Consider the following 21082-nt stretch of genomic DNA (forward strand, 5'->3'; position numbering starts at 1 on the left):
CGGCCACCGCGGCGAAGGAGAGCTGGAACGAGGCGTCGAGCAGCGCGGCCGGCTCCACCGCCAGGATCGCGAGCGCCGCGAGCGCGAGCGAGTTGAGCGGGTCGGGCGCCCGGTCGAGCAGCGCGCCCGCGAGGATCACCGCCGCGGCGAGCGCGGCCCGGAGCACCGGCGCCCCGGCGCCGGTGGCGAGCGCGTACAGGAGCGCGCAGGGGAGGGTGAGGGCGGCGGCGAGGCGCCGGGGATCGGCGCGGCCCGCCAGCGCGTCGGCGCGCAGGAGCAGCGCCCGCAGCAGCCGCTCCAGCCCGAACGCCACCACCACCAGGTGGAAGCCGGACACCGCCAGCACGTGCGCGAGGCCGCTCCGCGCGAACGAGGCCGACGCGTCGGGCTCGAGCGCGGCGCGGTCGCCGGTGCCGATGGCGCGCACCAGCGCGGCCTGCTCCGGCGGGAGCCACCGCCCGGCCGCCTCGGCGAGCCGGTCGCGGGCGCGCTCGAGCCGCGAGGCGGCCGCGGGCGCCGCGGTCCGGGCCACCGGCCCCTCCGCGACCGCCACGAGCGCCGCGCCGCCGGCCCGCAGGCGGGCGCCGGGGTCGCGGCCGCCCGGGTTGCGGCGCCCGGGCGGCGCCCGGAGCGTGGCCCGGAACACGACCTCGTCGCCCAGCGCGAGCGGCCACGGGGTGGGCTCCGCCCACGCCTCCAGGAGCGCGCCGCTCGCGGTGCGGACCGGGAAGCGGATCCGGTCCTCCAGGCGGTCGGGCGCGCCCACCACGCGGCCGCGCACCTGCACCGCGCCGCCGGGGGGAGCGGCCGGCGGGACGCGCGCCGAGGCGGCGGCCAGCCAGCCGGCCGCCCCGAAGGCGAGCGGCGCGAGGCGGGGGAGGAGCGCGAGCGGCAGGGCGCCCAGCGCGGCGGGCGGCACGGCGGCGCCCTCCAGCCCCAGGCCCACGCCCAGCGCCAGGCCGAGGGCCGGCAGGAGCAGCGGGCGGCGCGTCACCGGGGCGCCTCCGCGGCCTGCGCACGCCCCATGACGCAGGCGGCCGTCCCAGGGAGGGCGTCGCGAATATGCTCGAAATTTCGAGTGTTATTGACCGTGTCGGGGAGCTGTGGTAGTCTCCCGCGACTAAGCTCCCGCCCCGTAGTCGACCCGTCCGGTCGGCCATCGGCACCGGCGGTGGAGCGGAGGAAGGAATGTCCGCAACGCAGGCTACTCAGGTCGCCCCGAATTTCAAGGTCGGGGACAAGGCCGTCTACCCCGGGCAGGGGGTCGGCGAGGTCATGGGCATCGAGCACAAGGAGGTCGCCGGGCAGCGGCAGTCCTTCTACGTGCTCCGCATCCTGGAGAACGGGATGAAGATCATGATCCCCATGAACAAGGTCGGCTCCGTCGGCCTGCGGGAGATCATCGGGGAGAAGGACGTCCGCCGGGTCTACGGGATCCTCCGGGAGAAGGAGGTCTCGGTGGACTCCACCACCTGGAACCGCCGCTACCGGGAGTACATGGACAAGATCAAGACCGGCAGCGTGTTCGAGATCGCCGAGGTGCTCCGCGACCTCTACCTGCTCCGGTCGGACAAGGACCTCTCGTTCGGCGAGCGGAAGATGCTCGACACGGCGCGCTCGCTGCTCATCAAGGAGCTCGCCATCGCCAAGGCGTGCGACGAGCAGGACGTCGAGGACGACCTGAAGAAGATCTTCAACTGTTGATCCCCCTCCGCGGGACCCGGGGCCGCCGCACGGACGGAAGTCCGCGCGGCGGTCGCGTCTCGGCGCGGATCGCTTGACGTCTGGGCCCGGGTGCGGCACGCGTCCGGGCGGTAGCAGGGGCGGTGCCAGCCGGCGCCGCGGGGACGGGCGGCGCGCGCGCCGCGAGGAGGCGACGAGGTGATCCGCGGCGAGCGCGTGATCGGGATCCTGGCGGCGGGCGGCTCGGGGCAGCGGGCCGGCGTCGCCAAGCAGTGGCTGGTGCTGGGCGGCGAGACGGTGCTGCGCCGCTCGGCGCGGGTGCTCGCGGCCTGCGACGCCGTGGACGGGCTCGTGGTGGTGGTGCCGCCCGGCGACGAGGCGCGCGGCGAGGCGGAGCTGGCCGGGCTGGGGAAGCCGGTGCGCGCCGTGACCGGCGGCGCGGCGCGGGCCGACTCGGTGCGGAACGGGCTCGCCGCCGCGGACGGCGCGGTGGTGCTCGTGCACGACGCCGCCCGGCCGTTCGCGAGCGCGGCGCTGGCGGGGCGGGTGGCCGAGGCCGCCGCGCGCGACGGCGCGGCGCTGGCGGCGCTCCCGGCCACCGACACGGTCAAGCGCGCCGACGCCGGCGCCGAGGTGCCGCGCGTCGTCGAGACGCTGGACCGCCGCACCGTGTGGCTGGCGCAGACGCCGCAGGGCTTCCGCCGCGCGGTGCTCGAGCAGGCCTACGCCGCGGCCGGGCCGTCCGCCTCCGCGGCGACCGACGAGTGCGCGCTGGTCGAGGCGGCCGGGGCCCCGGTCACGCTGGTGCCGGGCGAGGCCGGGAACTTCAAGATCACCGGGCCGGACGACGTGCGCCGGGCCCGCGCGCTGCTCGAGGCGCCGGTCGCGACGGGCGTCGGCTACGACACCCACCGCTTCGCGCCGGGCCGCCGGCTCGTGCTCGGGGGCGTGGAGTTCGAGGGCGACGGGCTGCTCGGCCACTCCGACGCCGACGTCTGCGCGCACGCCATCGGCGACGCCATCCTGGGCGCGGCCGGGCTCGGCGACCTGGGCCGGCACTTCCCCGACACCGACCCGCGCTGGAAGGGCGTCTCCTCGCTGGCGCTGCTCCGCGAGATCGCCGCGAAGGCGGCCGAGCGCGGCTGGCGGGTGGGCAACTGCGACGTGACGCTGGCCGCGAAGCGGCCGAAGATCGCGCCGCGCGCCGAGGAGATGCGCGCGCGGCTGGCCGGGGCGCTCGGGATCTCCCCGGCCCAGGTCAACGTGAAGGCCACCACCGGCGAGGGCATGGGCTTCGTCGGCCGCGAGGAGGGCGTCGCCGCGCACGCGATCGCCCTGCTGGTGCGCGCGGCCGGCTGAGCCGGATCCCCGCCGACGAACGGGACACGACAGAGATGAGCATCCAGGTCCACGACACCCTGACCGCGCAGAAGCGCGAGCTGGTCCCCCTCGAGCCGGGCAAGCTGCGGCTCTACGTGTGCGGGCCCACCGTCTACGACTACTCGCACCTCGGCCACGCCCGCTGCTACGTGGTCTGGGACGTGGTGGTCCGCCACCTGCGCGCCCGCGGCCTCGAGGTGCGGTTCGTCCGCAACTTCACCGACGTGGACGACAAGATCATCCAGCGCGCCAACGAGCGCGGCGAGGATCCCATCGCGCTCGCGGCCCGCTTCGCCGACGCGTTCCACGAGGACATGGACGCGCTCGGGAACCTGCGCCCGGACGTCGAGCCGCGGGTGTCCGGCCACATCCCGGAGATCGTCGCGCTCATCGCGCGCCTGGTGGAGCGGGGCTTCGCCTACGCCCCCGGGAACGGCGACGTCTACTACGCGGTCCGCAAGTTCCCCGAGTACGGGCGGCTCTCGAAGCGCAACCTGGACGACCTCATCGCCGGGGCGCGGGTGGAGCCGGGCGAGGCCAAGCGCGACCCGCTCGACTTCGCGCTGTGGAAGGCGGCCAAGCCGGGCGAGCCGGCCTGGGACTCGCCCTGGGGCAAGGGCCGGCCGGGCTGGCACATCGAGTGCTCGGCCATGACGCAGAAGCACCTGGGCGCGCCCATCGACCTGCACGCCGGCGGCAAGGATCTCGTGTTCCCGCACCACACCAACGAGATCGCGCAGTCGGTGGCCGCCACCAGCGACGGCCTGCACGCCGAGGACTTCGCGCGGTACTGGATGCACAACGGCTTCGTCCAGATCGACGACGAGAAGATGTCGAAGTCGCTCGGCAACTTCTTCACCATCCGCGACGTGCTGGCGCGCTTCGACGGCGAGGCGCTGCGCTTCTTCCTGCTCGGCACGCACTACCGCCGCGACTTCAACTTCTCCGACCAGGTGCTGGCCGAGGCCGAGCGCCGGCTGGCCGCGCTCTACGAGACGGTGGAGAAGGCCGAGCGGCTGGGCGCGGGCGTGGAGCCGGGCGCGGAGCCGGCGTTCGTGGAGCGGGCGCGCGCCGCGCTCGACGACGACTTCAACACGCCGCAGGTGCTGGGCATCGTGGCCGAGGCGTTCACCGAGGCGAACGCCCTCGCCGACCGCAAGGGCAAGAGGTCGCCCGAGGAGAAGGCGCGGCTGGCCGCGTTCGCGCGCGGCGCGCGCGCCGTGGGCGCGGTGCTCGGGATCCTGGGCCGCCCGGCGGCGCAGGCGCTCTCCGCCATCCGCGACCGGGCGGCGGCGCGGCGGGGCATCGACGGGGCCGAGGTGGAGCGGCTGATCGCGGAGCGCGCGGCGGCGCGGGCGGCGAAGGACTTCGCGCGCTCCGACGCCGTCCGCGACGGCTCCTGGCCCGCGGCGTCGTCCTGATGGACGGGCCGCAGGGCACGACGTGGAAGGTGGAGTAGGGGCGGGACGCGCCGCGACGGCGCGCGCCCTCAGTCCTCGAGCGGCGGCTGCGGCCCGGGGATGATGCCGGCGATGTCCGGATCCTCGCCGGGCGCGAGCGGGTTCGACTCGCGGGTCGCCTTCTCGCGCTTGCGCTGCTCCTTCTTCTCTTCCTTGTGGCGCTGCTTGTCTCGCCGCGCCGCTTCCTTCTGCCGCTTGGTCGCTCCGGGGTGGAAGGCCATGGTGTGCGCTCCTTCGAGGTTGGGGGCCTAAAGCGCGAAGGCCCGGCCGAGCGGCCGGGCCCCCACGACGTGCGACTCCGCCCGGCGGCTACGCCGCCCGGACGTTCGCGGCCTGCAGCCCCTTGGGGCCCTTCTTCACCTCGAACTCCACCCGCTGCCCTTCCTGCAGGCTGCGGAAGCCCTCGGCAACGATCGCGGTGTGGTGGACGAACACGTCCTCGCCGCCGCCGTCCTGGGAGATGAAGCCGAAGCCCTTCGCATCATTGAACCACTTCACAGTACCACTCGCCATCTGCACACTTCTTTCCGTGTTCGTCCGGGATGCACTTCCCGTCGGCCCCGAGCCGCGCCAGAGGCGTGGGACCCCTGTAACGTAGCCGCAGGGTGGTGAAAAGTCGAGCAGGTTCCAGGGGGACCGGGCCCGGCTAGTGCCAGGCCACCCCGCCCGCGAAGGGACAGGCGGCGATCGCGCAGGACCCGACGTTGCTGACGGTCGCGAGCCCCTTCATCGGGCTGCCGGCGTAGCACCAGACCGCCGCCTGGGTGCCCGTCTCCCGGCACAGGCAGAACGTGCCGCAGACCGTGTTCCCGTCGTAGGTCGTGCCCGTGGCGCTCCAGGCCAGGGCCGCGAGGACGGCCTGGGCCTGGGTGTGCTCGTCGAGGGCGCCGCAGTCGTAGTACGTCTGGCCGAAGCCGTTCTCGTGGGGGGTCTGGCAGGCGGTGCCGGACTCGCAGCAGCCGGTGCCCGGGCAGCAGGCCCCGCCGCACGCGAGCGGCGCGCCGGCCGGGCACAGGCAGCGGCCGCCGGTGCAGGCGGTCCCGGGCGCGCAGGCGGTCCCGCAGGTGCCGCAGTTCGCCGCGTCGGTCAGGAGGTCGGTGCAGACCGCGGCGCTCCCGGTCCCGCACACGACCTTGCCGGCCGGGCACGCGCAGGTCCCGTCCACGCAGGTCTGGCCGGCGGCGCAGGCGTGGCCGCACGTGCCGCAGTTCCTCTCGTCCAGCGCCAGGCTCACGCACGTCTGCGGCGAGCCGGTCACCGGGCAGACGTCGGGCAGGGCGTCCGGGCACTGGCAGGCCCCGCCCAGGCACACGTCGTTCGTGAGCGGGCAGACCGTCCCGCAGGCGCCGCAGTTCGTGGCGTCGATGCGGAGGTCGGTGCAGACCGCGCCGCAGGCGGTCCGCGGCGGGCTGCAGGTGCAGCTCCCGGCCGCGCAGTCCGGCGCCGGCTGCCCGCACGCCACGTCGCAGGCGCCGCAGTGGGCCGGGTTCACCTGGAGGTCCACGCACTCCGGCTTCGCGCCGGGGCACGCGGTCGCCCCCGCCGCGCAGGCGCAGGCGCCCCCGGCGCAGGTGCCGGGGCCGCAGGCGTGGCCGCAGGCGCCGCAGTTCGCCGCGTCGGTGGCCGGGTCCACGCACCGCCCGGCGCAGGGGATCTGCCCGGCCGGGCAGGCGCACGCGCCGGCGGTGCAGGCCGCCCCCGCCGCGCACGCGTGGAGGCAGGCGCCGCAGTGGATCGTGCTCGACTGGAGGTCCACGCAGGTGCCGCCGCAGTCGGTCTGGCCGGCCGGGCACGACTTCTTCGTGCCCCCGTTGCAGGCTGCGAGCGCGAGCGCGAGGGCCAGGGGGACGGCGCGGACGGTGCGGGCGAGGGGGTGCATGGGGGCCTCCCGGAACGGGGCTCCAGATTACTCTGGGTGGGAAGGGAAAGGGGGGCGCGGAGCGCGCGGCAAGCGGCCGCTGAACCCGTCGGGGAGGGCTGTTAGATTCCCGCGGTGCCCTTCGATCTCCAGAGCGCGTACCAGCCCACCGGCGACCAGCCCCGGGCCATCACCGAGCTGACCGACGGCCTGCGCCGCGGCGAGCGCCACCAGGTGCTGCTCGGCGTCACCGGCTCCGGGAAGACCTTCACGGTCGCGAACGTGGTCGCCCAGGTGAAGCGCCCGACGCTCGTCATCGCCCACAACAAGACGCTGGCGGCCCAGCTCTACGCGGAGTTCAAGGAGCTCTTCCCGACCGCCGCGGTGCACTACTTCGTCAGCTACTACGACTACTACCAGCCCGAGGCGTACGTCCCCTCGACCGACACCTACATCGAGAAGGACTCGTCCATCAACGACGAGATCGACCGGATGCGGCACGCGGCGACGCACGCGCTGCTCACCCGGAACGACGTGCTCATCGTGGCCTCGGTGTCCTGCATCTACGGCCTCGGCACCGCCGAGGCGTACCACGGGCTCCTGCAGCGGCTCGAGCGCGGGCAGGAGTTCCTGCGCGACCGCTTCATCCGCTCGCTCATCGACATCCAGTACGAGCGGAACGACCTCGACTTCCACCGCGGCACGTTCCGGGTGCGCGGCGACACCATCGAGGTGTTCCCGCCGTACGAGGAGGACCGCGCCGTCCGCATCGAGTTCTTCGGCGACGTGGTCGAGTCCATCCACGAGTTCGACCCGCTCCGCGGCGTCACGCTCGCCGAGCTGGACAAGGTCGCGATCTTCCCGAACAGCCACTACGTCTCGGCGCCGGACGTCCGGGCGCGCGCCATCTCCGGCGTCCGGGAGGAGCTGCGCGAGCGGCTCGGCGAGCTGAAGGCGGCGAACAAGCTGGTGGAGGCGCAGCGGCTCGAGCAGCGGACGATGTTCGACCTCGAGATGCTGGAGCAGATGGGCTTCTGCCCCGGCATCGAGAACTACTCGCGCTGGCTCTCCGGACGGAAGGCGGGCGACCCGCCGCCGTGCCTCCTCGACTACTTCCCGGACGACTTCCTGCTCGTCATCGACGAGTCGCACCAGACCGTCCCGCAGATCGGGTCGATGTACCGGGGCGACCGCTCGCGCAAGGAGACGCTGGTCGAGTTCGGGTTCCGGCTCCCGTCGGCGCTCGACAACCGGCCGCTCAAGTTCGAGGAGTTCGAGGCGCTGGTCCGGCAGGCCGTCTACGTGTCGGCCACGCCCGCCGCCTACGAGCTGGAGAAGGCGCAGGGCGTGGTGGTGGAGCAGCTCATCCGCCCCACCGGCCTGGTGGACCCGCAGATCGAGGTCCGCCCGGTGGGCTCGCAGGTGGACGACCTGCTCGGCGAGGTGCGCAAGCGCGCCGAGGCGGGGGAGCGGGTGCTCGTGACCACGCTCACCAAGCGCATGGCCGAGGACCTCACCGAGTACTTCACCGACGTGGGCGTGCGCTGCCGCTACCTGCACTCGGACATCGACACCCTCGAGCGGAGCGCGGTCATCCGCGACCTGCGCCGCGGCGAGTTCGACGTGCTCATCGGCATCAACCTGCTGCGCGAGGGGCTCGACATCCCCGAGGTCTCGCTGGTGGCGGTGCTGGACGCGGACAAGGAGGGCTTCCTGCGCTCCTCGGTGTCGCTCATCCAGACCATCGGGCGCGCCGCGCGCAACGTGAACGGCCGGGTGCTGCTCTACGCCGACGCGATCACCGCCTCGATGCGCCAGGCCATCGACGAGACCACGCGGCGCCGCGAGATCCAGGAGCGCTACAACGCCGAGCACGGGATCACGCCCACCACGGTGAAGCGGAACATCAGCGACCTCGGGATGGCGGTGGTCGAGGCGGACTACGTCACCGTGCCGCTCGCGGCCGAGGAGGGCGCGGAGTACCGGCCCGAGCAGCTCCCCGAGATCGTCGCGGCGCTCGATCGGGAGATGCAGGACGCCGCCCGCGCGCTCGAGTTCGAGAAGGCGGCGCAGCTGCGCGACCGGGTGCAGGCGCTGAAGGACCTGCAGCTCGGGCTGCCGGCGCGCGCCGCCGGGTCGAGGGGCTCGCTCGGGAGCGGCGCGGTGGCGAGCGCGGCCGCGATGGGCAAGCTGCGCGGGGCGAAGCGGCCCATGCAGCGCCGGCGCCGGCGCTGAGCCCTCAGAGCGCGTGAATCAATCCCCGGACCGAGCCAGGCGGTCGAGACGCGAGCAGCGCGAGGCGCGACGACCGAGCATGCCCCGAGGCATGTGAGGGAGGAGCAACGACGCGATGCGACGCGGATCGGCCGCCGCGGCGACGGGAGGGGATTGGTTCACGTGCTCTCAGTCCTGGACGCCCCAGCGCTTCAGCTTGCGCCACAGGGTGGACTTGTCGATCCCGAGCGCCCGCGCCGCCTCGGCGCGCCGGCCCCCGCAGCGCTCCAGCACGCGCAGGACGTGCTCGCGCTCCGCGTCGTCCATGGCGAGCGGCCCGGGCGCCTCCGGCTCCGCGTCCTCCGGCGCCCCCGCGGCGCCGGCCAGCGAGGCCGCGGGGCCGACCAGCAGCGAGGCAGGCGACAGGAGCGGCCCGGGCTCGAGGATCAGGGCGCGCTCGATCACGTTCTCGAGCTCCCGGACGTTGCCGGGGTAGTCGTAGGCGGCGAGCTTGGCGAGCCCCTCCGGCGAGATCCCGGTGACGGCGGGGTTCACGTGCCGGTGCTTGCGCAGGAAGTGCCCGGCCAGCGCGGGGACGTCCTCGCGGCGCTCGCGCAGCGGCGGGATCGGCAGCGTCACCACGCCGAGCCGGTAGTACAGGTCCTGCCGGAAGCGCCCCTCGCGCGCGGCGCGCTCCAGGGGCTCGTTGGTGGCGGCGATCACGCGCACGTCCACCGGGATGGGCGCGGTGCCGCCCACCCGCTGCACCGTCCGCTCCTGCAGCACGCGCAGCAGCCGCACCTGGAACGCCGGCGTGGTCGCGCCGATCTCGTCGAGCAGGATGGTCCCGCCGTCCGCCGCCTCGAAGTACCCGGCGCGCCGGGTCACCGCGCCGGTGAACGCGCCGCGCTCGTGCCCGAACAGCTCGCTCTCCAGCAGCGTCGCCGAGAGCGCGCCGCAGTCGACCGGCACGAACGCGCGCCCGGCCCGCGGGCTCCACGCGTGCAGCAGCCGGGCGAAGACCTCCTTCCCGACGCCGGTCTCGCCCTGGATCAGCACGGTCGAGTCGGTGCGCGCCGCCCGCCGGGCGATCTCCAGGAGCGGCGCCATGCGCGGGTGCGCCGACAGGACCACGCCCTCCGGGCCGCCGGGCGCCGCCGCCTCCTCCTGCAGCCGCACCCGGGCGACGAGGCGCCGCCGCTCCAGCGCGCGGTCGAGGCGGAGCGCCACGTCCTCCGGCTCGAACGGCTTCGCCAGGTAGTCCTCCGCGCCGCGCTTGATCGCCTCGACGGCGCTCGAGAGCGAGGAGTGGCCGGTGATCACGAACACCAGCACCTCGGGGTCGAGCTCGCGCGCCCGCGCCAGGACCTGGATCCCGTCCATGCCGGGCATCCGGAGGTCGGTGAGCACGGCGTCGGCGCCGTGATCGGCGAGGTGGCGCAGTGCCGCGGCGGGGTCGCCGAACGCGCGCACCTCGTGCGCCGGGGAGAGCAGCCGCACCAGCACGCGCTGCGCGACCGGATCGTCGTCGACCACCAGCACGCGGGCCATCAGGCGGCCTCCGCCGGGAGCTCGACGGTGAACGTCGCGCCGCGGCCCGGGGCCGAGTCCACCCGCAGCGCGCCGCCGTGGCTCCGCACGATGCCGTAGCTGACCGAGAGGCCGAGCCCGGTGCCCTGGCCGACCTCCTTGGTCGTGAAGAACGGGTCGAAGATGCGGGGCAGGTGCTCGGGGTCGATGCCGGCGCCGTGGTCGGTCACGCGCACCGAGACGCGGCCGTCCGCGGCCGCGGTCGACACCTCGACCCGGCCGCCCGGGCCGGAGGCGTCGATCGCGTTCAGCAGCAGGTTCACGAACACCTGCTCGAGCTGCGCGGCGTCCACCACCGCCGGCCGCGCCGGCCCGGGCTGGAACGCGAGCGCCACGCCCTTGCCCTCGGCCCGCAGCCGGACCAGCTCCAGCGCGCCGTGCACCAGCGCGTCCACGTCGTGGGCGGCGAGCGCGGGTGGCTGCCGCCGCGCGAAGCGGAGCAGCCCCTGGATGATGGCGCTGCAGCGGCGCGTCTGCTCGGTCACGTCGGCGAGGTCCTGCGAGAGCGCCCGCGGGTCGGCCGGCCCGGCCTCGAGGTCCCGCTTCGCCAGCGACGCGAGCGCCCGGATGTTGGAGAGCGGCGTGTTGAGCTCGTGGGCGAGGCCGGCCGCCATCTCGCCGATCGAGGCGAGCTTCTCGGTCTCGCGGAGCTGCCGCTCGGAGCGCTCGCGCTCGGCGAGGTGCTCCCGCATCACCGCGGCCATCCGGTTCACCGCCTCGCCCACCACCGCGATCTCGCGGCCGCCGCCCACCGGCACGCGCACCGAGAGGTCCTCGCCCAGGCGCCGGACGCCGTCGGCGAGCGACCGCAGCGGCCGGGTGAGCGTGCGCGACATGAGCAGGGCGGCGAGCACCATGCCGGCGAGCACCACCACCGAGAGCCCGACCACGGTCGCGCGCAGCCGCGCCACCGGGCGCGCGAAGTGCGCCTCGCGCGCCGCCAGCACGATCACCCACCCGCGGTCCTCGCGCGCGTAGGGCGAGTAGTAGACGTGCGCGAGGAGGTCGCCGGTCCCGGGCTGGACGCCGAGCCCGGCGTCGCTGGCCATCCACGACCGGACCACGTCCCCGGGGTACTGCTTCCAGGCGGTGACGTGCGTCCCGGTCTGGTTGCCGAACTCGCAGCCGCCGTCGGGGTGGAACAGGTAGATGCCGGAGCGATCCGGGTCGGCGAGGTTCCGCTCCACCAGGAACGCGGAGCCCTGCTCCGGCGGGATGAGCCGGTTCAGCAGGGCGCCGACCTGGGCGCCCCAGACGTTCACGACCAGCACGCCGGCGCGGGCGCCGGACGGGAACGACAGCGGCGTCGCGAAGCGGACCATGGCGGGGCACCACGCCTCCTCGCCCTCCACCCGGCCGCGCTCCAGGTTCGAGACGATCACGGTCCCGGGCGCCGCGCGGACCGCCTCCTCGAAGAACGGACGGCCGCGAATCGACTGGATGGCGGGCAGGCCGAGCGGCCCGCGCCGCGCCGAGGTGGCGGCGCTGACCTTGCCCTCGCGCACCTTGAGGACCTCGCTCCCCTCGGCGTCGACGACGCGGACGGCCTGCAGGGCCGGGTCGAGCCGCTGCGCCGCCAGGAAGCTCGCCGTCACCGCCGCGAAGGCGGCGCCGTCCGTCGGGCCCCGCTCCGCGGCCGCGAGCGCGGCGGCGACCTCGGGGGAGGCGGCCAGGGCGGCCGCGGTGCGCTCGCCGTGCCGGACCAGCTCCTGGACCTCGCGCGCGGATCCGGCGGCGAGCGTCCGGATGTGCGACTCGGTGCGGCTGCGCAGCAGGCCCTCTGCGACGCCGAGCACGACGAGCGAGAACGCGACGAAGGACGGGATGCCCACCCCCAGCATCGTCGCCAGCATCCGGGCGCCGATCCCGGCACGGCGGGCGCGACCGTTGCGCTCCTGCAACCTCGGCGCGTCCTCGCGTTGCATCCTGCAATCCTCCGGTGCCGCCCCGGCGGCGTGCGGTAAAAATCCGCTTGGGGCGGCGGGAGCTTACCACCAGGGCCCCGGCGGCACGCGCCTGGAAAGAGGCACCGGCCGTGCCCGCGAGGCGGGCCACGCCGGCGCCCCGCCCGGCGAAGGAGGCCACCATGCTCCGTGCAGCCCGGTCCGCCGCGCTCGTCGCGGCGATCCTCTCCCTCGCGGCCTGCAGCGAGTCGCGCTCGCGCGCCGCCGCCCCGGCGCCGTCCCCCGCCGACCCGCAGCCGGCGCCTGCGCCGGCGGATCCGCAGGCGGCGTACCTCGCCGCCCGCCGGGCCGAGGTGGCGGCGATGCCCGACCCGCCCTCGGCGCTCCCGCAGAGCACCGGCGCGCGGCAGGAGCTCGCCTACATGATCGAGCTCGGCGAGAGGCTGCTGCGCGAGACGAACACGCACCCGCTCACGGCCCCGTACGTCGGGGCGTCCGGGCTCACCTGCAGCTCCTGCCACCTGGACGCGGGGAGGAAGAAGGCCATCGCCTCCACCTTCATCGGCGCCGCCGCGTCGTTCCCGGCGTTCAACGACCGCGACGGCGGCGTGATCACGCTGCAGGATCGCGTGAACGGCTGCTTCATGCGCAGCATGAACGGGACGCGGCTCCCGGAGAACTCGGAGGCGCTGCTCGCGATCGTCTCGTACATCAACTGGCTGTCGCAGGGCTTCCCGCTGCAGCCGGACCCGGACCGCGCCGTCTCCTCGCTGAACCGGTCCTTCCCCAACCCGGCCATCAAGGCCATGGCCCTCGCCGGCAAGGCGGTGGCCGCGAACGGCGCGTCGATCTACGACTCGCGCTGCGCGCCGTGCCACGGCGTGCACGGGGAGGGCCTCGTGGGCGCGCCGCCGGTCTGGGGCGAGCGCGCGTACAACCGGGGCGCGGGGATGGCGAACAACGTCCAGGCGGGCAGCTGGATCCAGTTCAACATGCCGCCGGCGGAGGAGCTGACGCTCACCGACCCGGAGGCGCTCGACGTGGCGGCGTTCGTGAACGCGCAGCCGCACCCGGCGTTCGTCGAGGCGGAGCACCTGCCCGGCGGCGGCGCCGGCTACGGCGGGGCGGAGATCGTGTACCACTACGGCGCCTCGTTCACCGCCGAGCAGGTCGCGGCCCGCGTCCCCTCCGGCCCGACCGCCGACCCGGCGCTGGACGGCGCGGCGCTGTACGCGGCCCGCTGCGCCGCCTGCCACGGCCCCCTGGCCGGCTCGGCGGTCCGGGGCCGCACCGCGGCGCAGATCTCCGCCGCGATCGCCGGGCTCGGCTCCATGGCCGGCCTGAAGGACCTCTCCGCCGCGCAGGTCGAGGCCGTCGCCGCGGCGCTGCGGTAGCGGACCGGCGGGCGGGCGCCGCACGGGCGTCCGCCCGCCGCCCGTCCGTGCGGACGGGCGTGATCCGCGCGCCGTTTCCGGGTAATTCCTTGCCCGGATGGACGCGAACCTGCGCAGGAAGCTGGACGAGCTGCCCGCCGAGCCGGGCTGCTACCTGATGAAGGACCGGGCCGGCGAGGTGGTCTACGTCGGCAAGGCGTCCAGCCTGCGCTCGCGCGTGCGCTCCTACTTCGACCCGGGCCGGGGCGACCAGCGCGCGTTCGTGGCGCTGCTCGACGACCTGCTCGGCGACCTCGAGGTGATCGTCACCCGCTCCGAGAAGGAGGCGGTGCTCCTCGAGAACGAGCTCATCAAGAAGCACCGGCCGCGCTTCAACGTGCGGCTGCGCGACGACAAGGACTTCATCGTCCTGAAGCTGGACGAGCGCCACCCGTACCCGCGCCTGGAGGTGCGGCGGGCGCGGGAGAAGCGGCAGCCGGGGGCGCGCTACTTCGGCCCGTACTCCTCGGCCTCGTCCATCCGCGAGACGCTTCGGATGGTGAACCGCCACTTCCAGCTCCGCACCTGCAGCGACCACGTCTTCGACCACCGCAAGCGGCCGTGCATCCTGTACCAGATCCACCGCTGCCCGGCGCCGTGCGTCTACGAGGTGCCCGCGGAGGAGTACCGGCAGTCGGTCGAGGACGCGGTGGAGTTCCTGGAGGGCCGCGAGGGCGAGCTGGTGGAGCGCCTGCGCGGCCGCATGGCGGGCGCCGCGGAGGGGCTGCGGTTCGAGGAGGCGGCGCGGCTGCGCGACCAGCTCCAGGCGGTCGAGCGGAGCCTGGAGAAGCAGCGGGTGCTGATGTCGGACCGCGGCGACCGCGACGTCATCGGCCTCTACCGCGAGGGGCCGGACCTGGTGGTGCAGGTGCTCTCCATGCGCGCCGGCAAGCTCGAGGACGCGCAGGCGCACCCGTTCCGCGAGCAGGAGTTCCCCGCCGAGGAGATCCTGTCCTCGTTCCTCTCGCTCTACTACGAGCACACCGACGCGCCGGACGAGATCCTGGTGCCGCTCGAGCCGGTCCAGGCCGAGGCGCTCGCCGACGTGCTCTCGGAGCGGCGCGGGCGGCGCGTCCGGCTGCTCACCCCGCAGCGCGGCGCGAAGGCCGACCTGCTCGACGTGGCCCGCCGCAACGCGGAGCAGGGGTTCCGGGCCTGGCACGAGCACGACGAGCGGCGAGAGCAGGCGCTGGCCTCCCTCGCGAAGGCGCTCCACCTGGCGCGGCCGCCGCGCTGGATGGAGTGCTACGACATCTCGACGTTCCAGGGCGCCCTCGCGGTCGGCTCGGGCGTGTCGATGAAGGACGGCGAGCCGGACAAGGCCAACTACCGCCGGTACAAGGTGAAGGCGGTGGCGGGGCAGGACGACTTCGCCATGCTGCACGAGGTCATCACCCGCCGGCTGCGGCGGGCGCTGGGGGAGGGGCAGCTCCCGGACCTGATCGTCATCGACGGCGGCAAGGGCCAGCTCAACGCGGCGCTGGCGGCGGCGAAGGACCTGGGCGTGCCGACGCGCCCGTCGCCGGGCAACCCCGACGCACCGTTCGTGGAGCTGGTGGGGCTCGCCAAGAGCCGGCTGGTGGACGGCCCGGCGCTCGGGACGGCGCGGGTGGTGGCGCGGCGCGGGCGGCGCGCGGAGGCGCGCCTCGCGGACGCCGCCGAGGCGGCGGAGAAGGGCTTCGTGTCCGAGCTGGCGCGCAGCCCGGAGCGCGTGTTCCTGCCCGGCCGCAAGGACCCGGTGGTGCTCCGGCAGAACTCCGCCGAGCTGTTCCTGCTGGCGCGCCTGCGCGACGAGGCGCACCGCTTCGCCATCACGTTCCACCGCAAGCTGCGCCGCGAGCGCAACTTCCAGAGCGTGCTCGAGGAGATCCCCGGGATCGGCGAGGGCCGCAAGCGGGCGCTGCTGCGCCACTTCGGCGCGCTGCGCCGGGTCCGGGAGGCGACGCCGGAGGAGATCGCGCAGGTGGAGGGCTTCGGGCCGAGGCAGGCGGCGGCCGTCCACGCGTTCTTCCACCGGCCGGACGCGCCGCCGGTCGCCGCCGACGCGCCGCCCGGCGCGCCGGACGCCGCGCCCGCCGGGGGTCCCGCCGACGCGAGCCCGGAGGCGGTGGTCGCCGCCACCGAGGCCGAGATCGACGCCGCGCTGGCCGACGAGGATGCGTCCCCGGAGCCCGCCGCTTAAGTCGGACGGCGACCGGCCGGTTTGATAAGGTCGGGCTCCCGAGGAGACGACATGCGGATCGCGGACGACGTCACGAAGCTCATCGGCAACACGCCGCTGGTGCGGCTGAACCGCGTGATGGACGGGGCGGGGGCGGTGGTCGCGGCCAAGCTGGAGATGCAGAACCCGGCCGGCAGCGTGAAGGACCGCATCGGCCTGTCGATGATCGAGGCGGCCGAGCGCGAGGGGAGGATCAAGCCGGACACGATCCTGCTCGAGCCGACCAGCGGCAACACCGGCATCGGTCTGGCGTGCGTCGCGGCGGCCAAGGGCTACAAGCTCGCGCTCCTCATGCCCGAGACCATGAGCATCGAGCGGCGCAAGCTGCTGGCGGCGCTCGGGGCGGAGCTCATCCTGACGCCCGGCCCCGAGGGCATGAAGGGCGCCATCCAGCGCGCCGAGCAGCTCGCCGCGAAGGACCCGCGGTACCTCGTCCTCCAGCAGTTCGAGAACCCGGCCAACCCCGAGGTCCACCGGCGCACCACCGCCGAGGAGATCTGGCGCGACACCGACGGCGAGGTGGACGTGCTCGTGTGCGCCACCGGGACCGGCGGCACCGTGACCGGCTGCGCGCAGGTGCTGAAGCCGCGCAAGCCGTCCATCCGCATCGTGGCCGCCGAGCCGGCCGACTCGCCGGTGCTCTCCGGCGGCAAGCCCGGGCCGCACAAGATCCAGGGCTGGGGCGCCGGGTTCGTGCCGAAGGTGCTGGACACCAAGCTCCTCGACGAGATCGTCACCGTGCGTCACGAGGACGCCGGCGACATGGCCCGGCGGCTCTGCCGCGAGGAGGGGCTCCTCTCCGGCATCTCCGACGGCGGGGTGGCCTGGGCCGCGCGCGAGGTCGCGCGGCGGCCGGAGAACGCGGGCAAGCTGGTGGTGGCGGTCCTGCCGGACACCGGGGAGCGCTACCTCTCGACCTGGCTCTGGGAGGACGTGAAGTGAGCGACGGCGTGAAGGCTCCGGCGGCTCCGGCGGTGGACCAGGTGGCGCTCGCGCCGGTGGTGGACGCGCTCTGCCGCGACGCGGCGGCGGCGTTCGGCGCCGGCGGGCGGGTGACGCTGCCGTCGCGCGAGGCGGTGATCCGGGTGGTGGAGGACCTGCGGGCGGTGCTGTTCCCGGGCTACTTCGGGACCAGCGACCTGCACGACGAGAGCCTGCACTACTTCGTGGGCGCCACCCTGGCCCGCGCCATGCGCGCGCTGGAGGAGCAAATCCGGCGCGGGTTCGCGTTCACCGAGCGGCACGACCTGAACGGCTGCACGCACTGCTTCGAGGAGGCGCAGGCGATCACCAAGGCGTTCCTCGCGCGCGTCCCGGAGATCCGTCGCCTGGTCGCCTCCGACGTCGAGGCCACCTACGAGGGCGACCCCGCGCTGAAGAGCCGCGACGAGGCCATCTTCGCCTACCCGGGCATGATGGCGGTGACCAACCAGCGCATCGCCCACGAGCTCCACGTGCTGGGCGTGCCGCTCATCCCGCGCATCATCACCGAGCACGCGCACACGCTCACCGGCATCGACATCCACCCCGGCGCGCGGATCGGCGAGCGCTTCTTCATCGACCACGGCACCGGCGTGGTGATCGGCGAGACCTCGATCATCGGCGACCGGGTGCGGCTGTACCAGGGCGTCACCCTGGGCGCGAAGAGCTTCCCGCTGGACGAGAACGGCAACCCGATCAAGGGAATCGATCGGCACCCCATCGTCGAGGACGACGTCGTGGTATACGCCGGCGCCACCATCCTCGGCCGGATCACCATCGGCAAGGGGTCGTCGGTCGGCGGCAACGTCTGGGTCACCTCCAGCCTGCCGCCCGGCAGCCGCGTCACCCAGGCCGAGGTCCGGGAGCAGCGCTTCGCGCACGGCGCGGGCATCTGATCCGGCGCGCCCGCGCCCCTGAAAGGACTCACCGCAGTGGCCTACCACCCGTGGCACGACGTGGAGCTGCCTCGCTTCGTCGAGGATCCGATCCCCGCCATCATCGAGATCCCCACCGGCTCGAAGGTGAAGTACGAGCTGGACAAGAAGTCCGGGCTGCTGCTCGTGGACCGGATCCTGTTCTCCGCGGTGCACTACCCGGCGAACTACGGCTTCGTGCCGCGCACCTACTGCGACGACGGCGACCCGCTCGACATCCTGGTGCTCTGCTCCGAGCAGATCCAGCCGCTCGCCATCATGCAGGCGAAGGTGATCGGCGTGATGCAGATGCGCGACGACAAGGGCCAGGACGACAAGCTCATCGCCGTCCACGCCGACGACCCGAACTACGCCGACTACTCGGACGTCTCCGAGCTGCCGCAGCACCGCCTGCGCGAGCTGCAGCGCTTCTTCCAGGACTACAAGGCGCTCGAGAACAAGAAGGTGCTGGTCCGCGCACCGCAGGGGCGCTCCGAGGCGCTCGAGGTGCTGCGCGACGCGATCCGCCTGTACGACAGGGACCGCGCGCGGCTCATGGGCACGCCGGGCCCGTCCGCGCCCGAGGCGCCCCGCGCCCGGCGCCCGGCCCGCGCCGGCAAGGGCGGCCGGCGCCGGTAGCGCCCGGTCCCCCGCCCGCGGGGGAGGGGAGCGGCCCGGCGGCGCGCCCGCCCGTGTGCATCTTGGACGCCGGTGGGCGCGCTCCAGCAGATCGCGGCGGCGGTGACGCCGGCGGTGATGGTCTCCGCCTGCGGGCTCATCGCGCTCGGCCTCGACAACCAGACCGCCCGCATGGCCGCGCGGCTCCGCGACCTGGCGCGCGAGTGGCGCGGGCTCCCACCGCACGCGGCGCGGCGGGCGACGCTGGCGCAGCAGGTCGAGGTGCTGGACCGCCGCCACGGCCTCTACTCGCGGGCGCTGCTGCTCAACTACGGCGCGCTCTTCGCGTTCGTGGTCACCTCCCTGCTGTGGCTGGCCCAGGCGTACTGGGCGGTCCCGCCGGAGCTGCCGGTGCTGGTGTTCGGCCTGGGCGTGGCGATGCTGGCCGCCATGGCGGTGCTGGTCATCGCGGCCATCACCCTGGCGCGCAGCACCATCGAGGCCGAGGCGGGGGAGGTGCTGCGGGAGCGCCGGGCGCCGCCGGATGGGGGGCGGCCTGCGCCCGCCCGCGGCTGAACCCTTCCGGCCCGGACCGGCTCCCACCCCGCGCGATGCCCATCTACGAGTACGCCTGCGCCCGCTGCGGCAAGTCCTTCGAGACGCTCATCATCCGGCGGTCCGACGAGGCCGAGGTCGCGTGCCCGGCGTGCAACGGCCGCGAGGTGTCCCGGCAGATGTCGCGGCCCGCGGCGGCGCGGACCGGCTCGGACGGCGGCGGCGCGCCCGCGCGCGGCTGCGGCCCGGTCGGTTGAGGCATCTGAGCCGCTCGCCCGGTCGGGCGAGTCCCCCTCCCAGGAACCCTTCGCCGAGGCGCGCGCACGCCGGCGTCGCCGCACCCACACGCCGGCCGGTGCGCGCGCTGGGTCGCGCGCCGGCGCCGCGGTAGAATCCCGCGGCGTGCCAAGGACCTACCGCGCCACCGACTACACCCTCGAGTTCGTCGCCGATCTCCTCGCCAGGGAGGGGATCCTCACCGACGACGCGCGCCGCACCGCCACCGCCCGCGAGGGCGTGCAGCGCGCGCGCCTGCTCCGCGACGGCGCCTCCCGCAGCGGCGGGCGGGCGCTGCGGCGCGCCGAGCTCTCGCCGGTCGAGGTGCTCGCCTCGTTCGAGTTCCCGGACGCCCGGCGCGACGCCGAGCTGGTGGACGAGGACAAGGCCACGCAGGCGGTGGCGAAGGCGGTGGGGATCCCCTACCGCAAGATCGACCCGCTGAAGCTCGACGCCCAGCTCATCACCCGGACGCTGTCGCGCCCGTTCGCGCGCAAGCACGCGGTGCTCCCGCTGGAGCGCCGCAACGGCTCGCTGGTGGTGGCGGCCGCGAACCCGTTCGACCGGGAGCTGCTCGAGAACCTGCGCGGCCTGACCGGCGCCGAGGTCGAGCCGGTCCTCTCCTCGCCCTCCGACATCCACCGCGCCATCGCCGAGGTCTACGGCTTCCGCCAGCAGATCTCGCAGGCGCGCGTCGAGCTGGAGGGCGGCGCCGGCGCCCCGGACGTCACCAACCTCGAGCAGTTCGTGAACCTGTCCGGCATCGACGCGCTGGAGGCGTCGAGCGAGCCGGTGGTCGCGGCGGTCGAGTACCTGCTGCACTACGCGTTCGAGCAGCGCGCCAGCGACATCCACCTCGAGCCGCGGCGGGAGGAGTCGATCATCCGCATGCGGATCGACGGCGTGCTCCACCCGGTCCACCGCATCCCCAAGGCCGTGCACGGCGCCATCGCCAACCGGTTCAAGATCATGAGCCGGCTCGACATCGCGCTGAAGCGCCCGCAGGACGGGCGCATCCGCACCGCCCGCGGCGACGCCGAGATGGAGCTGCGCGTCTCCACCGTCCCCACCACCTTCGGCGACAAGGTCGTGATCCGCGTCCTCGACCCGACCGTGCTGGTGCGCGACCTCTCCGAGCTGGGGTTCCTCCCCGACGAGCGCGACCAGTTCGAGCGCTGGCTGCTGCGGCCGCACGGCCTGGTGATCGTGACCGGCCCCACCGGCAGCGGGAAGACCACCACGCTCTACTCGGCGCTGCAGGCGCTCGCCTCGCCGGAGGTGAACGTCGTGACCATCGAGGATCCCATCGAGATGGTCCACGAGGACTTCAACCAGATCGCCGCCAACCAGAAGACCGGCACCGGCTTCGCCGAGGCGCTGCGCCACGTGCTGCGCCAGGATCCGGACGTGGTGATGGTGGGCGAGGTCCGCGACGCCGAGACCGCCGCCCAGGCGGTGCAGGCGGCGCTCACCGGGCACATGGTGCTGACCACGCTGCACACCAACGACACGGTCAGCGCGGTGGCCCGCCTGCGCGACCTGGGCGTGCCGAGCTTCCTCATCGCCGCCACGCTCACCGGCATCGCCGCGCAGCGGCTGGTCCGGCAGGTGTGCCCGTCCTGCGCCGAGGACGTGCCGCTCACCGCCGACGAGGTGCACGCGCTGGGCGTGCCGCACCCCGAGGACCACGCCGGCAAGCTGCTGGCCCGCCGCGGCCGCGGCTGCCCGAAGTGCCGCTTCACCGGCTACTACGGGCGCAGCGGCATCTTCGAGGTCCTCCCGGTCAACGCGCGCCTGCGCCACCTGGTGGCGGAGGGCGCCACGCCCGAGGCGCTGCTCCGCACCGCCCGCCAGGACGGGCTGCGCCCGCTCCGCGATCACGCGGTGCGCAAGGTGGCCGCGGGCGTCACGTCCTTCGAGGAGGCGATGCGCGCCACCGCCGACGCCGAGGCGGCGCCGTGAGCGCGACGGCGCGGATCCTCGTCCCCCCGGTGA

Annotated in this window: 16 protein-coding genes and 2 pseudogenes; 12 read left to right on the forward strand and 6 right to left on the reverse strand. The window is 74.6% G+C overall.

All coding sequences use genetic code 11. The annotated features are described in order from the left end of the window. Positions 1–10 precede the first annotated feature (10 nt). Positions 11–994 (reverse strand): annotated as a pseudogene (locus ACOQFB_RS08195) (ComEC/Rec2 family competence protein); the annotation flags it as partial. A gap of 194 nt (positions 995–1188) precedes the next feature. On the opposite strand from ACOQFB_RS08195, the gene ACOQFB_RS08200 reads away from it, so the two are divergent. From ACOQFB_RS08200 to cysS, 3 genes and pseudogenes are all read left to right on the forward strand, one after another. After that, the gene (locus tag ACOQFB_RS08200) at positions 1189–1704 is read left to right on the forward strand and encodes a CarD family transcriptional regulator (protein ID WP_011420328.1); all 516 of its coding nucleotides are present in this window, start codon (positions 1189–1191) and stop codon (positions 1702–1704) included. 177 nt (positions 1705–1881) lie between these two features. After that, positions 1882–3042 (forward strand): 2-C-methyl-D-erythritol 4-phosphate cytidylyltransferase, encoded by a 1161-nt coding sequence (ispD, locus tag ACOQFB_RS08205; protein ID WP_059436985.1) that lies wholly within the window; start codon positions 1882–1884, stop codon positions 3040–3042. 35 nt (positions 3043–3077) lie between these two features. Next, positions 3078–4522: pseudogene (gene cysS / locus ACOQFB_RS08210) on the forward strand (cysteine--tRNA ligase). Positions 4523–4552: 30 nt separating this feature from the next. Here the strand turns inward: cysS and ACOQFB_RS08215 are convergent. The 3 genes from ACOQFB_RS08215 to ACOQFB_RS08225 form a co-directional block, all read right to left on the reverse strand. After that, the gene (locus ACOQFB_RS08215; RefSeq protein WP_059436987.1) at positions 4553–4744 is read right to left on the reverse strand and encodes a hypothetical protein; all 192 of its coding nucleotides are present in this window, start codon (positions 4742–4744) and stop codon (positions 4553–4555) included. Between the two features lie 88 nt (positions 4745–4832). Further along, positions 4833–5036 (reverse strand): cold-shock protein, encoded by a 204-nt coding sequence (locus ACOQFB_RS08220; RefSeq protein ID WP_059436988.1) that lies wholly within the window; start codon positions 5034–5036, stop codon positions 4833–4835. A 133-nt stretch (positions 5037–5169) separates the two neighbouring features. After that, positions 5170–6402 carry an MXAN_6577-like cysteine-rich protein gene (locus ACOQFB_RS08225; protein WP_421610219.1) on the reverse strand — a complete coding sequence of 411 codons (1233 nt, stop codon included), beginning with the start codon at positions 6400–6402 and terminating at the stop codon, positions 5170–5172. A 114-nt stretch (positions 6403–6516) separates the two neighbouring features. On the opposite strand from ACOQFB_RS08225, the gene uvrB reads away from it, so the two are divergent. Continuing rightward, the gene (gene uvrB / locus ACOQFB_RS08230) at positions 6517–8616 is read left to right on the forward strand and encodes an excinuclease ABC subunit UvrB (protein ID WP_421610218.1); all 2100 of its coding nucleotides are present in this window, start codon (positions 6517–6519) and stop codon (positions 8614–8616) included. Positions 8617–8784: 168 nt separating this feature from the next. Here the strand turns inward: uvrB and ACOQFB_RS08235 are convergent, their stop codons facing one another. Together ACOQFB_RS08235 and ACOQFB_RS08240 are read right to left on the reverse strand one after the other, a co-directional pair. Beyond that, the gene (locus ACOQFB_RS08235) at positions 8785–10146 is read right to left on the reverse strand and encodes a sigma-54-dependent transcriptional regulator (protein WP_059436991.1); all 1362 of its coding nucleotides are present in this window, start codon (positions 10144–10146) and stop codon (positions 8785–8787) included. After that, positions 10146–12110 carry a sensor histidine kinase gene (locus ACOQFB_RS08240; protein ID WP_421610217.1) on the reverse strand — a complete coding sequence of 655 codons (1965 nt, stop codon included), beginning with the start codon at positions 12108–12110 and terminating at the stop codon, positions 10146–10148. Before ACOQFB_RS08240 ends, ACOQFB_RS08235 begins: the two co-directional genes overlap by 1 nt. 161 nt (positions 12111–12271) lie before the next feature. On the opposite strand from ACOQFB_RS08240, the gene ACOQFB_RS08245 reads away from it, so the two are divergent. From ACOQFB_RS08245 to ACOQFB_RS08280, 8 genes are all read left to right on the forward strand, one after another. Continuing rightward, the gene (locus tag ACOQFB_RS08245) at positions 12272–13483 is read left to right on the forward strand and encodes a c-type cytochrome (RefSeq protein ID WP_421610216.1); all 1212 of its coding nucleotides are present in this window, start codon (positions 12272–12274) and stop codon (positions 13481–13483) included. Between the two features lie 97 nt (positions 13484–13580). Beyond that, the gene (gene uvrC / locus ACOQFB_RS08250) at positions 13581–15704 is read left to right on the forward strand and encodes an excinuclease ABC subunit UvrC (RefSeq protein WP_421610215.1); all 2124 of its coding nucleotides are present in this window, start codon (positions 13581–13583) and stop codon (positions 15702–15704) included. 51 nt (positions 15705–15755) lie between these two features. Beyond that, positions 15756–16685, forward strand: a complete 930-nt coding sequence (cysK, locus tag ACOQFB_RS08255; protein WP_059436993.1) for a cysteine synthase A — start codon at positions 15756–15758, stop codon at positions 16683–16685. Continuing rightward, positions 16682–17620, forward strand: coding sequence for a serine O-acetyltransferase EpsC (gene epsC / locus ACOQFB_RS08260; RefSeq protein ID WP_059436994.1), 939 nt, complete (start codon positions 16682–16684; stop codon positions 17618–17620). Before cysK ends, epsC begins: the two co-directional genes overlap by 4 nt. 36 nt (positions 17621–17656) lie before the next feature. Then, positions 17657–18277 carry an inorganic diphosphatase gene (locus ACOQFB_RS08265; protein WP_059436995.1) on the forward strand — a complete coding sequence of 207 codons (621 nt, stop codon included), beginning with the start codon at positions 17657–17659 and terminating at the stop codon, positions 18275–18277. A 72-nt stretch (positions 18278–18349) separates the two neighbouring features. After that, positions 18350–18832, forward strand: a complete 483-nt coding sequence (locus tag ACOQFB_RS08270) for a DUF2721 domain-containing protein (protein ID WP_059436996.1) — start codon at positions 18350–18352, stop codon at positions 18830–18832. 35 nt (positions 18833–18867) lie between these two features. Beyond that, on the forward strand, positions 18868–19068 hold the full coding sequence (locus tag ACOQFB_RS08275) for an FmdB family zinc ribbon protein (RefSeq protein ID WP_041453372.1): 201 nt from the start codon (positions 18868–18870) through the stop codon (positions 19066–19068). A 145-nt stretch (positions 19069–19213) separates the two neighbouring features. After that, complete coding sequence (locus ACOQFB_RS08280) at positions 19214–21049, forward strand: GspE/PulE family protein (protein WP_421610214.1); 1836 nt, start codon at positions 19214–19216, stop codon at positions 21047–21049. Positions 21050–21082 lie beyond the last annotated feature (33 nt).

Source organism: Anaeromyxobacter sp. Red801, from assembly GCF_049201065.2.
GTDB lineage: Bacteria > Myxococcota > Myxococcia > Myxococcales > Anaeromyxobacteraceae > Anaeromyxobacter.